We start from the raw sequence: 12,055 nt of genomic DNA, 5'->3' as shown, positions 1-12,055 counted from the left end.
AAAAAAGTCCTTTATAGCCGCAGGGTACACGTGCCCTGCGAGTAAACCTGTTAAACTAGATATTTTTAACGCATAGCCTTTTTTCGGTACATTCCTTTGAAAAAAATCCTTATTTCCGACAAATTAGCAGAAGCCGGCATCAATTATTTAAATGATCAACCCGGTATACAAATACATATTGAGACCGGGCTTAATGAGGACCAGCTTTGCAACCTGATCGGCGATTACGATGCGTTGTTGATTCGTAGCGATACGCAGGTGACAAAAAAGGTTTTGCAGGCGGCAAAGAACCTCAAGTTGATAGGTCGCGCCGGTATCGGTGTCGATAACGTCGATATACCCGCAGCAACGGAGCTGGGGATTATTGTGATGAATACGCCGGATGCCAATGCGACAACGACTGCCGAATTGGCCATTGCGCATATGATGTCGCTGAGTCGGCATTTGCCGACCGCAGACCGCTCGGTTCGCGCCGGAAAATGGGAACGCTCCAAGTTGATGGGGTCGGAAATCGCTCATAAGACACTGGCGGTACTCGGTTTCGGCACTATCGGGCGAATCGTCGCGCAACGCGGCTTTGGCTTGAAAATGCAGGTAATCGCCTATGACCCGTTTGTTGCGCCTGAAATATTTGAAGATCTGGGGGTTGAATCGGTAAGTCTGGAGGAGCTGGTCACCCGGGCGGATTATCTGACCTTACACTGCCCGCTGATTGAAAAAACCCGCAACGTTATCGACAGCGCCAAGCTGGCGATGATGAAAAAAGAGGCGATGATTATCAACTGCGCCAGAGGCGGTTTGATTGACGAGGCGGCGCTGTACGATGCGTTGAAAAACGGTCGGATAGCCGGTGCGGCGCTGGATGTTTACGAAAATGAACCGCCTGCCGATTCCCCGTTGCTGGGGCTGGATAATATCGTTTTTACCCCGCATTTAGGCGCATCGACCAGTGAAGCGCAAGTGGCGGTGAGTGTCGAAATCGCCCGGCAGGCAGTGACGTTTTTGAAGACCGGTGAAGCGGTTAATGCCCTGAATCTGCCCAGAGTGTCTGCGGAAGAATTGAAAAAATCGCACGAATTTATCACGCTGGCCAATATCTTGGGCAAGGTGTTGGTTGGTCTGGCGACCAAGCCGATAGAAAAAATAGAAGTTGCGTTAATGGGCCGGGCGGCAGAAGTTGAGGCGCGGCCGGTTTCAGTTTCCGCATTGATCGGCGTACTAAGCGGGCAATTTTCAACACCGGTAAACCGGGTTAATGCCGAAAATATTGCCAAACGCCAAGGTATTGCGCTGGTTGAATCGAAAACTGAAGAAACCCAAGATTATTTGTCGTTGATCAGGGTTACCGGGCATTGCGCGGATCATACGATTACGTTGGCGGGAACCTTGTTGGGCGGTTGCCATCCGCGTCTGGTTTGCATCGATCAGTTCGATATTGAAGTGGTGCCGGTAGGAACCTTATTAGTGACCCAGCATGACGACAAGCCGGGGGTTATCTCGGCAATCAGCAGTGTGCTGGGCAATGCCAATATCAATATCTCCAGAATGCAGGTCGGTACGGCGGATGAACAGCAGCGGGCGATGGCAGTTATCAGTGTCTCCGAACCTTTAACCGAGGATTTGTTGCAGCAACTCTGTCATATCCCCGCCGTGCATAAGGCTATCCAGATCAACTTATGAGTTTTGATGTCATCTGCTTCGATTGCGACAGCACCTTAAGCAAAATCGAAGGCATAGACGAACTCGCCCGACGTGTCGGTTTGGGCGATGAAATGTCCAGGCTGACCGATGCGGCGATGAATGGCGAGGTGTTGCTGGAAGCGGTTTATGAGAAACGTTTGTCGTTGATCAGGCCGGACCGGGACAGCATCAACTGGCTGGCTGATTTGTATATCGAACAGCTAGTCGATGGCGTTAAAGAAGTGTTTGAGGCTTTAACTGCGCCGGGCAAGGAACTGCATATTATCAGCGGCGGAATCCGTCAGGCGATCTTGCCGTTGGCAAGGTGTTTAGGATTGCCTGAAGCCCAGGTTCACGCAGTCGATATTTATTTCAATGCGGACGACAGTTATCGCGATTATGACCAGAGTTCGCCGTTGGCCAGATCGGGCGGGAAAGCCGAGATTTGCAGGCGCTTGCTTAAGTCGCAAGGCTCACTGGTGATGATAGGCGACGGCAAGACTGACATGGAAGCCAAGCAGGCCGGAGCCTTTGTAATCGGCTTTGGCGGCGTGGTTGACAGACCGGTTGTCCGCGAGCAAGCCGATTTTTACAGCGCCGAACCGAGCCTGGTTTCTATATTGGCGCATATTTTATAAGCTTAGTTATTCAGCCCTATAAAAATACAATGGAACGCTGATAACGCAGATGAGTATGATGTCCGCGGAGAGATACAAATACTGAAAATCTTATCTGATCATAATTATCAGCGTCATCGGCGTTCTATTTTTCCTGACTACTGAGTAATTACGAGCACACAGTTAACTATTTTTAAGAGAGAGACAATGGCTGGGCATAGTAAATGGGCTAATATCAAGCATCGTAAGGCAGGGCAGGATGCTAAACGTGGAAAAATTTTCACTAAAATGCTGCGGGAAATTACCGTAGCGGTAAAAACCAGCGGGCCGGATGCGGCGAGCAACCCGGCCTTACGCACTGCGGTAGATAAAGCTTTGGGTGCGAATATGCGCCGCGACACTATCGATACCGCGATCAAAAAAGCGTCCGGCGCGCTGGAAGGCGTTAATTACGAAGTCGTTCGCTATGAAGGCTACGGCCCCGGCGGCACGGCGGTCATGGTCGATTGCCTGACCGACAATCGCAACCGCACTGTCGGCGAAGTGCGTCATGCTTTTTCTAAAGCGGGCGGCAACTTGGGCACGGACGGTTCCGTGGCCTATCTATTCAGCAAAATCGGTATTCTCAGTTATGCGCCTTCCGTGGATGAGGATGCGTTGATGGAGGCCGCTTTGGAAGCCGGGGCGGAAGATGTCATCGTCAATGACGACGGCTCTGTTGATGTGATGACTACTCCGGAAAGTTATCTGGAAGTAAAGGACGCCCTGGTTGCAGCAGGCTTTGAGCCGGATAATGCCGAAGTCACCATGCAGGCGGCAACGATGACTGAGCTGGATGCCGAGGGCGCGGAAAAAATGATGCGCTTGATAGACCGGTTGGAAGATCTGGATGACGTACAGAATGTCTATTCCAATGCGGATATTAGCGACGAAATTATGGAAGGTCTGGATTGATAGTTTACCGTAGCTGATGCGAATTTTAGGGATAGATCCCGGCTCAAGAATAACCGGTTACGGCATTATAGAAGAGTCGTCGCGCGGTTATAAATATATAGCCAGCGGCAGTATTCATATCAAAGCCGATTATTTTCCCGACCGGCTCAAACAAATTTTTGACGGCATTCTGGACGTTGTCGAACGCTATCAACCTGAACAAATGGCCATAGAACAGGTGTTCATGCATAAAAATGCCGACTCTGCGCTGAAGCTGGGACAGGCTCGCGGAGCGGCGATTTGTGCGTTCCAGACCACCGGTTTGCCGGTGTTTGAATATGCGGCTAGGCAAGTCAAGCAAGCCGTAGTGGGCAAAGGCAGCGCCGAAAAAACTCAGGTTCAGCATATGGTGAAAATTCTGTTAAACATTCAAGGCGAGTTGCAAATCGATGCCAGCGATGCGTTGGGCATCAGCATTTGTCATGCCCATTATCAGCAAACTGCACAGCGGTTGCAGCGGGGTTTGTCGCGGTGATCGGTTTCCTGCGCGGCAAACTGGCGCATAAATCGCCACCGTTTTTAATGCTTGATGTGAACGGCGTCGGCTATGAAGTCGAAGCGCCGATGACGACTTTTTATGATCTGCCCGCCATCGGTTCCGAGATCACATTGCATACTCATCTGGTGGTTCGGGAAGATGCGCATATCCTGTTCGGATTTTCCACCGAAGCGGACCGCTCGATGTTCAGAACCTTGATCAAGGTCAATGGTGTCGGGCCTAAACTGGCATTGACGATTTTATCGGGGCAGAGCGCCGAAGAATTCCATCGCTGTATTCATAATAATGATACCCAAGCATTGGTACGCTTGCCGGGAGTCGGTAAAAAGACCGCCGAACGCCTGGTTATCGAAATGCGCGACCGGTTGCCTGACCTGACCGATTCATTTGATTCAGGCGGTACATCGGTGGCCGGTGTCGATAAAATCCAGCCGGTCAACAATCCCAAGCAGGAAGCGATCAGCGCCTTGTGTTCATTAGGCTATAAGCCGCTGGATGCCGGTAAAATGGTGCAAAATATCAGTGCTGAAGGTAAAAGCTGTGAAGACATTATCCGGCTGGCGCTACAGGGCACGATAAGATGATTGAAAGCGATCGCATGGTGACGGCTCACAGTCACTCGGATGAAGAGCGTCAGGATCGGGCTATTCGACCCAAACGCCTGGCCGATTATATCGGCCAGAAAGAATTGCGCGAGCAAATGGAGATTTTTATTCAGGCGGCAACGGCGCGGCAGGAAGCCTTGGATCATGTGTTGATTTTCGGCCCTCCCGGTTTGGGCAAAACCACGCTGGCTAATATCATAGCGGCTGAAATGTGTGTTAAAATTCGCCAAACATCGGGCCCTGTGCTCGATAAAGCGGGTGATCTTGCGGCGTTGTTGACCAATCTCGAACCCCATGATGTGTTGTTTATCGATGAGATACATCGGTTGAGTCCGGCGGTTGAAGAGATTTTATATCCGGCCATGGAAGATTATCAGCTTGATCTTATGATTGGCGAAGGCCCTGCCGCGCGCTCCATCAAGCTGGATTTGCCGCCCTTTACCTTGGTTGGCGCGACTACCCGAGCCGGATTGCTGACATCGCCGTTGCGAGATCGCTTTGGCATTGTTCAGCGCTTGGAGTTTTATACAGTTGATGAGCTGGCGAATATCGTGGCGCGTTCAGCCAAAGTGTTGGGCATTGCAATGGAGCCGCGCGGCGCTTATGAAATTGCCCGTCGTTCGCGCGGTACGCCCCGAATTGCCAATAGGTTGCTGCGCCGGGTGCGGGATTATGCGGAAGTAAAAGGGAACGGCACGATTACCGAGGAGTTATCCTTTCAGGCCTTGGAAATGTTGAAAGTGGATAATAACGGATTTGATTCATTAGACCGCAAACTGCTGTTAGCCATGATTGAAAGTTTTGCCGGCGGGCCGGTAGGGTTGGATACGCTGGCCGCAGCCATCAGTGAAGAGCGGGGCACTATTGAAGATGTCGTGGAGCCGTATTTGCTGCAACAAGGGTTTATTATGCGTACCCCCCGTGGTCGTGTGGTCACCCAGAATGCTTACTTGCATTTTGGCTTGCAGCCCCCCAAGCAATTGGGAATGTCTGAGGATTTGTTCGAATAATTAAACGCAAATGAAAAGTTTTATGTGGCCGGTACGCGTTTATTACGAAGACACCGATGCAGGTGGAGTGGTGTTTTACGCCAACTACCTGAAGTTTTTCGAGCGGGCAAGAACCGAAATGCTCAGGGCAATGGGGTATGAGCAGGACGAATTGATCGCTAATGAAGGTATTATTTTCGTTGTACGTTCTGTGCAGGTCGATTATTTGAGTCCGGCCCGGTTCAATGAACAACTACAAGTGAGTGCAAAGGTGAGTCTTGCTAAAAAAGCCAGTCTTACTTTTGAACAAGTCATTACGCGAAGTGATGATGTTTTATGCAAGGGCAGTGTTCGAATTGCCTGTTTGGATGCACAAACCATGCGTCCTAAAGCTATTCCTGAAACCTTATTTAGAGCAATTTTAGAGCACACAAGAAATGAATACTGATTTATCGATTTTCCATTTAGTTAAAGAAGCCAGCTTTGTTGTTCAATTCGTCATGTTGATATTATTATCGGCATCGGTGTCATCGTGGACATTTATTTTCTCCAAACGCAAAGAACTCAATCGGGCGATTGAAATCACCGACGAATTTGAAGAACAGTTTTGGTCAGGTGTGGTATTGGCTGAACTTTATAGAAAGTTGGCTGCCAAGGATTTCGAACCAGAAGGCATAGAGAAAATATTCCTGGCCGGGTACAAAGAATTCTCCCGCATGCGGCAAGCCGGCAATGTAGAACCCGGTGTGCAGGTGGAAAGCGCGCAACGGGTTATGCGTATCGAATTATCGCGTGAATTGGAACGACTTGATGAACATTTGGCATTTCTTGCCACGGTCGGATCGATCAGTCCTTATATCGGTCTATTCGGTACCGTATGGGGCATCATGAATTCCTTCATGTCGCTGGGTAATGTCAAACAGGCGACTTTGGCGCAAGTTGCGCCAGGTATTGCCGAAGCCTTGATTGCAACAGCGATTGGCTTGTTTGCCGCGATCCCCGCCGTTATTTCCTATAACCGCTTTTCCACTCGACTGGACAGATTGACTGGTCGATATGAGTTATTTGTTGAAGAGTTCGTCGTATTGTTGCAAAGGCAGGCACACCAAAAATGAGCGCGCCACAAATGGGTAGAAAAAATGGGCGCCGAAAGCCCATGGCAGAGATCAATGTGGTTCCCTACATTGACGTAACTTTAGTGCTGTTAATCATCTTTATGATCACCACGCCGATGCTGCAAACCGGTGTGCAAGTCGAGCTTCCGCAAGCCGAATCCGCCACCGTGGAATCGGAAGGCGATAATTTGCCGGTTGTTGTGTCGATTAATGAACAGAGCCAATATTTTATTACCATTGATGACAAAGAGCCTGAGCTGATACAGCCGGAAGAAGTCGAAGCCCGGGTGATGGCGGTATTAAGCCAGAAACCCAAAACGCAGGTTCTGATCGGGGCTTACAAGGGCATTGATTATGGTGTCGTGGTTACGCTGATGGCGGGATTAAAAAATGCCGGCGTGTCCAGCGTGGGCTTAATGACCAAGTCGGGCGAACAATAGATTTCGATGGATAGAAATAAAAAGAAATTTTCATGGCCGATCATTCTGGCCTTGGCTTTGCATCTTACGATTCTAGGCCTGTTCGCCTTAAGCGCCTTATTCAAACCTGATAAAACGGAATCGGAGTCCGCGCCTGAAATTATTCACGCTGAAATTGTCGATGAAAGCAAGGTTAAGAATCCGGCTGAGGTAACCGCCGAGCCTGTGAAGCCGGCTGAAAGTCCGGTTGAAGAGAAAATAAAACCGGAAACGGAAGCTAATCAGGAAGCCGAGCGAGCAATCGAGCAGGCGAAAGCAGAAAAAATGAAGGCCGAAGCCAAACAGGCTGAAGCCGCCAAAGCGAAAGCCGAAGCTGCCGAGCAAGCCAAGGCCGAAGCCAAACAGGCCGAAGCCGCCAAAGCGAAAGCCGAAGCTGCCGAGCAAGCCAAGGCCGAAGTCAAACAGGCCGAAGCCGCCAAAGCGAAAGCCGAAGTTGCCGAGCAAGCCAAGGCTGAAGCCAAACAAGCCGAAGCCTCTAAAGCGAAAGCCGAGGCCGCCGCACAAGCCAAGGCTGAAGCCAAACAGGCCGAAGCCGCCAAAGCAAAAGCCGAAGCTGCCGAGCAAGCCAAGGCCGAAGCCAAACAGGCTGAAGCCGCCAAAGCGAAAGCCGAGGCCGCCGCACAAGCCAAGGCTGAAGCCAAACAAGCGGAAGCCTCCAAAGCGAAAGCCGAGGCCGCCGCACAAGCCAAGGCTGAAGCCAAACAAGCGGAAGCCTCCAAAGCAAAAGCCGAAGCTGCCGAGCAAGCCAAGGCTGAAGCCAAACAAGCCGAAGCCGCCAAAGCGAAAGCCGAAGCTGCCGAGCAAGCCAAGGCCGAAGCCAAACAAGCAGAAGCCGCTAAAGCGAAAGCCGCTGAGCAAGCTAAAGCCGAGGCAAAGCAAGCTGAAATAGCCAAAGCGAAAGCCGAGGCCGCCGCACAAGCCAAGGCCGAAGCGGCTAAAGCGAAAGCAGCAGAACAAGCGGAAGCCGCCAAAGCGAAAGCTGCGGCAGAAAAAGCAGAAGCTGCCAAAGCAAAAGCCGAGGCAGAAAAAGCGGAAGCGGCCAAAGCGAAAGCAGCTGCCGAAAAAGCCGAAGCCGCCAAAGCGAAAGCGGCAGCAGAACAGGCGGAAGCGGCCAAAGCAAAAGCGGCGGCAGAAAAAGCAGAGGCCGCTAAAGCGAAAGTTGAAGCAGAGCGGGCTGAAGCCGCCCGAGTTAAAGCAGAAGCAGAAAGGGCTGAGGCGGCAAGAATGGACGCAGAGCAAGCGAGAATGGATGCGGAACAAGATCAGTTGGCGATAAAAACAGCCGCCGCTGCCATTCGGCAAAAAGTGGCCCAGAGCTGGATTCGACCGGTTTCTGCCACAGAAGGTTTAAAGTGTACAATTCAGGTCAGATTGATGTCCGATGGCACGGTGATTGATGCCGTGGTGGTGACTTCCAGCGGCGATGCGGTTTTTGATCGCTCAGCGGAAAATGCTGTCCACAAAGCATCGCCACTTCCGGTACCTAAAGATAAGGAGCTGTCGGCTAAAGAATTTAAGTCATTTAAATTTTTGTTTGATCCAGATCGTTCCAGGTAATCAGAAACAAGGTATTATCAGCACAAAGATGTCGTTGAAGAATATTAACGTCAATCATTTAATGGTCTTTTTTCAGTTAAATTACTGAGGTAAACAAGTGAGCTTTTTTAGAAAAATTTTGTTGATTGGTCTGGTTAGCTTCTATGTGCCAAGTAGCTATGCAGAGATGACGATTGAAATTACCGAAGGTATTGAGAGTGCGTTGCCTATTTCAGTCGTTCCTTTTGGTATGCAAGGGGCATCCGGCGTCCCGGTTGATGTTAGTTTTGTCGTTGATGCGGATTTGGGCCGTAGCGGCTATTTTAAAACGCTGGATAAGCAAAGTATGCCAGCTAAACCCAGCACTGCGGAAGCTGTTCAGTTTAAGGACTGGCAGGCTTTAGGGCAGAATTATCTGGTTATCGGTCAGGTGATTGAAGACCACGGCCAGTACAATGTTCAGTTTCAGCTGTTTGATGTCTATAAGGGCGAACAACTGATGGGCTACCGAATGACATCATCGGCGGCCGAGCTGCGTAGAACGGCTCATCATATCAGCGACCTTATTTTTGAAAAACTAACCGGTAAAAAAGGTGTTTTCAGCGGTCGGATTGCTTACATTACCAGCAGCAGGCAGGGCAAACAAAGTACCAGTAAACTTCAAGTTTCAGATGCTGACGGCTTTAATGCGCAAACCATAGCTTCATCTGTAGAACCCTTGATGTCTCCAGCGTGGTCGCCCGATGGTAGAAAAATAGCCTACGTGTCATTTGAGAAAAAATCAGCCGCAATTTATATCCAGACCTTGGCTACCGGAGAGAGAGCGAGAGTTGCCGAATTCCCCGGTATCAATGGCGCACCTTCCTGGTCGCCCGATGGAGCAAAGTTGGCTTTGACGTTATCTAAAGATGGCAGTCCCGATATTTACATATTAAATCTGGTGACGCGATCTTTAACTAAATTGACTAAAAGTTTTGCGATTGATACCGAGCCAACCTGGTCTCCTGACGGCAGTCATATTGTTTTTACCTCGGATAGGGGTGGGAAGCCACAGTTGTACATTATGTCGAGCCAAGGTGGTGAGGAAAAAAGGCTAACATTTTCAGGGAATTATAATGCCAGAGCCAGTTTTTCACCGGACGGCAAAAGTATAGCCATGGTCCATGGAAATGGCAGCGATTATCGTATTGCCGTTATGGATATGGCGACCAAGTCGGTTAATGTGATTACTGACGGTCGATCGGATGAATCCCCAAGTTTTGCACCGAATGGCAGCATGATTTTGTACGCTTCCCGAAAAGGTAGTGCAGGTTACTTATCGGCCGTATCATTGGATGGTAAAATGCAACAGAAGCTGGTGTTTGACAGCAGTGAAATTCGCGAACCGGCGTGGTCGCCCTAGTTCGGTTGGGCATAACATGATTTTTTGAATTAATAGATTACTTTTTGGAAATTAAAAATGAAATTGAATAAAACAGTATTGGCATTGGCAATAAGCGCGGTAATCCTATCGGGTTGTAGTGAAGATGAAAAAGATGCGAGTCTTACTGACGGCACTCAAAATACTGCCAGTGGTATCAACGATGCATCAACCAGCGGTTTAAATAATGGATCAGGCTTATCCGGGTCGGAAATGAATGCTTCGGGAATGTATCCCAATGCCGGTATAGGCCCTGAATTCAGCGATCCGAACAACCCGCTGTCAAAAAGCACTATCTATTTTATGCTGGACAGCAGCCAGGTTCAGGATGATTTTGTTCCGGTCATTGCAGCTCATGCACAATATTTGGTGGCGCATCCCGGTCAACGCGTCGTCATGGAAGGTCATGGCGATGAGCGTGGTTCACGTGAATACAACATTGCATTGGGTGAGCAGCGCGCAAAATCCATAGCAAGTATGATGAAAGTTCAAGGTGTTGCTGACGGTCAGTTAGAAGTTGTCAGTTACGGCGAAGAAAAACCTGCATCATTAGGTCATGATGAAGCGTCCTGGGAGCTTAATCGTCGCGTTGAATTAGTTTATCAAGGCAAATAAATGAAAGCTCGTCTTATCACGTTGCTGTGTGTTTGCAGCGCTGTCCATGCAGAATCGTTACCGCCCGTTGTTGATAATTCAATGTATCCGGCGGGTGAAGTCAGTGCTGCAAAGCCTTCACCGACTAATGCGTTGTATGAAATGATGGGGCGACTGGAGCAATTGCAAGGTGAAGTGCAGCAGCTTACCGGCAGGCTGGAAGAGCAGGCAAATCTTATTGCCGAGATGAAAAAGTCTCAAAGCACGATGTATTCCGATTTTGATGAGCGGATGCAAAGACTTGAGAAAAAAACTGAGGGCGTTAAGTCATCGGTTACTGACAGTTCTCCTACGCAAGATGGCTCCGTTGGAACCGAAGCAAAGATGGTCGAGCCGACAGTTGCGGCTTCGGCCGCATCTCCAGAGGTTAAACAGCCTCCTGTGCAAAAACAGGCGGCTGTCCAAACATCAGGTGAAGCTTCCGCTCCTGTAGGCGATGAAAAGCAGCAATATCAACAAGCGTATGAAGCACTTAGAAATGGACATAACGCTCAGGCAATTGCTGAATTCAATACATTGCTGGGTAAAAATCCGAAGGGCGAATATGCGAATAATGCCCAATATTGGTTAGGTGAGGCCTATAGAGTTAATCAGGATATCGATTCAGCGCGTAAAGCTTTTAGTGGCGTGATTGAAAATTATCCTGGCAGCTCCAAAGTGCCGGATGCTTTGTTGAAGTTGGGCACTATCGAGGTTGAGCAAAAAAATCCAGTTAAAGCGCGTGAATATTTAACGCGTGTTACCGTGGATTTCCCCAGCTCGACAGCCGCCCGCCTGGCCGCAAAGAAATTACTGTTACTTGATGATGTTAAACAATAGTTGTGAGTTCATTACGCATAACTGAAATTTTTCATTCGTTACAGGGCGAGTCGAATACGGTAGGTCTGCCCACCGTATTTATTCGACTCACCGGTTGTCCATTAAGATGCGTTTATTGCGATACGGCCTATGCATTCACCGGCGGTGAAAAAATAGGAATTGATGCAATCATTGCGCAAGCTGAACAGTATGGAACGCCGTATATTACTGTAACCGGTGGCGAACCTTTGGCGCAGCCGAGCTGTCTTGAGTTAATGACCAAGCTTCTCGATAAAGGCTATGTCGTTTCGCTTGAAACCAGCGGAGCACTTGATGTGTCGAAAGTCGATCAGCGCGTTGTTAAAGTCATGGATCTTAAAACCCCCAGTTCGGGTGAATTAAGCAGAAACTGTTATCAAAATATCGAATATCTAACCGCAAAAGACCAAGTTAAATTTGTTATCGGTAATGACAGTGACTACGACTGGTCAAAATCCATTTTAACAGAATACGATTTGCCTAATCTTTGTGAAGTATTGTTTTCACCGGTGATGGGGCAGCAAAACCCAACCGAGCTTGCCGAAAAAATTCTAAAGGACAGGTTACCTGTTCGCTTTCAACTTCAACTACATAAAATACTTTGGGATGACGCCCAAGGTAAGTAAACCGA

The 12,055-nt window shown here is 49.2% G+C and carries 14 protein-coding genes; all 14 read left to right on the top strand.

Translation table 11 applies throughout. From position 1 onward, the window contains the following. Window positions 1–96 precede the first annotated feature (96 nt). The 14 genes from serA to queE all read left to right on the top strand — a co-directional run bounded on the left by serA (window position 97) and on the right by queE (window position 12,050). Window positions 97–1,680: a phosphoglycerate dehydrogenase gene (serA, locus tag METTU_RS15535; RefSeq protein WP_006892739.1), complete on the top strand. Its 1,584-nt coding sequence runs from the start codon at window positions 97–99 to the stop codon at window positions 1,678–1,680. Beyond that, window positions 1,677–2,318: an HAD-IB family phosphatase gene (locus METTU_RS15530; RefSeq protein ID WP_006892738.1), complete on the top strand. Its 642-nt coding sequence runs from the start codon at window positions 1,677–1,679 to the stop codon at window positions 2,316–2,318. Before serA ends, METTU_RS15530 begins: the two co-directional genes overlap by 4 nt. Window positions 2,319–2,504: 186 nt before the next feature. Further along, window positions 2,505–3,251 carry a YebC/PmpR family DNA-binding transcriptional regulator gene (locus METTU_RS15525; protein ID WP_006892737.1) on the top strand — a complete coding sequence of 249 codons (747 nt, stop codon included), beginning with the start codon at window positions 2,505–2,507 and terminating at the stop codon, window positions 3,249–3,251. A gap of 13 nt (window positions 3,252–3,264) precedes the next feature. Further along, window positions 3,265–3,765, top strand: coding sequence for a crossover junction endodeoxyribonuclease RuvC (gene ruvC / locus METTU_RS15520; RefSeq protein ID WP_174269946.1), 501 nt, complete (start codon window positions 3,265–3,267; stop codon window positions 3,763–3,765). Next, window positions 3,762–4,373: a Holliday junction branch migration protein RuvA gene (ruvA, locus tag METTU_RS15515; protein WP_006892735.1), complete on the top strand. Its 612-nt coding sequence runs from the start codon at window positions 3,762–3,764 to the stop codon at window positions 4,371–4,373. The genes ruvC and ruvA overlap by 4 nt, the downstream gene beginning before the upstream one ends. Beyond that, entirely contained in the window at window positions 4,373–5,404 is a 1,032-nt protein-coding gene (ruvB, locus tag METTU_RS15510; RefSeq protein WP_217182938.1) for a Holliday junction branch migration DNA helicase RuvB, read from the top strand. Before ruvA ends, ruvB begins: the two co-directional genes overlap by 1 nt. A 10-nt stretch (window positions 5,405–5,414) precedes the next feature. Beyond that, entirely contained in the window at window positions 5,415–5,831 is a 417-nt protein-coding gene (gene ybgC, locus METTU_RS15505; protein ID WP_040580894.1) for a tol-pal system-associated acyl-CoA thioesterase, read from the top strand. Next, window positions 5,821–6,498 (top strand): protein TolQ, encoded by a 678-nt coding sequence (tolQ, locus tag METTU_RS15500; RefSeq protein WP_006892732.1) that lies wholly within the window; start codon window positions 5,821–5,823, stop codon window positions 6,496–6,498. The genes ybgC and tolQ overlap by 11 nt, the downstream gene beginning before the upstream one ends. A gap of 11 nt (window positions 6,499–6,509) precedes the next feature. Continuing rightward, window positions 6,510–6,938, top strand: a complete 429-nt coding sequence (gene tolR / locus METTU_RS15495; RefSeq protein WP_006892731.1) for a protein TolR — start codon at window positions 6,510–6,512, stop codon at window positions 6,936–6,938. 6 nt (window positions 6,939–6,944) lie between these two features. Next, a complete protein-coding gene (gene tolA / locus METTU_RS15490) occupies window positions 6,945–8,534 on the top strand; it encodes a cell envelope integrity protein TolA (RefSeq protein WP_006892730.1) in 1,590 nt (529 codons plus the stop codon). 97 nt (window positions 8,535–8,631) lie between these two features. Beyond that, window positions 8,632–9,915, top strand: coding sequence for a Tol-Pal system beta propeller repeat protein TolB (gene tolB / locus METTU_RS15485; RefSeq protein ID WP_006892729.1), 1,284 nt, complete (start codon window positions 8,632–8,634; stop codon window positions 9,913–9,915). A 57-nt stretch (window positions 9,916–9,972) separates the two neighbouring features. Beyond that, window positions 9,973–10,548: a peptidoglycan-associated lipoprotein Pal gene (gene pal / locus METTU_RS15480; protein ID WP_006892728.1), complete on the top strand. Its 576-nt coding sequence runs from the start codon at window positions 9,973–9,975 to the stop codon at window positions 10,546–10,548. Between the two features lie 81 nt (window positions 10,549–10,629). Further along, entirely contained in the window at window positions 10,630–11,406 is a 777-nt protein-coding gene (gene ybgF, locus METTU_RS15475; protein WP_254257989.1) for a tol-pal system protein YbgF, read from the top strand. A gap of 2 nt (window positions 11,407–11,408) precedes the next feature. Further along, a complete protein-coding gene (gene queE / locus METTU_RS15470; protein WP_006892726.1) occupies window positions 11,409–12,050 on the top strand; it encodes a 7-carboxy-7-deazaguanine synthase QueE in 642 nt (213 codons plus the stop codon). The last annotated feature ends 5 nt before the right edge of the window (window positions 12,051–12,055 follow it).

Source organism: Methylobacter tundripaludum SV96 (assembly GCF_000190755.2).
Lineage (GTDB): Bacteria > Pseudomonadota > Gammaproteobacteria > Methylococcales > Methylomonadaceae > Methylobacter_A > Methylobacter_A tundripaludum.
The sequence above is the reverse complement of the archived record's forward strand: the minus strand, read 5'-3'. Positions and strand labels throughout refer to the sequence as shown.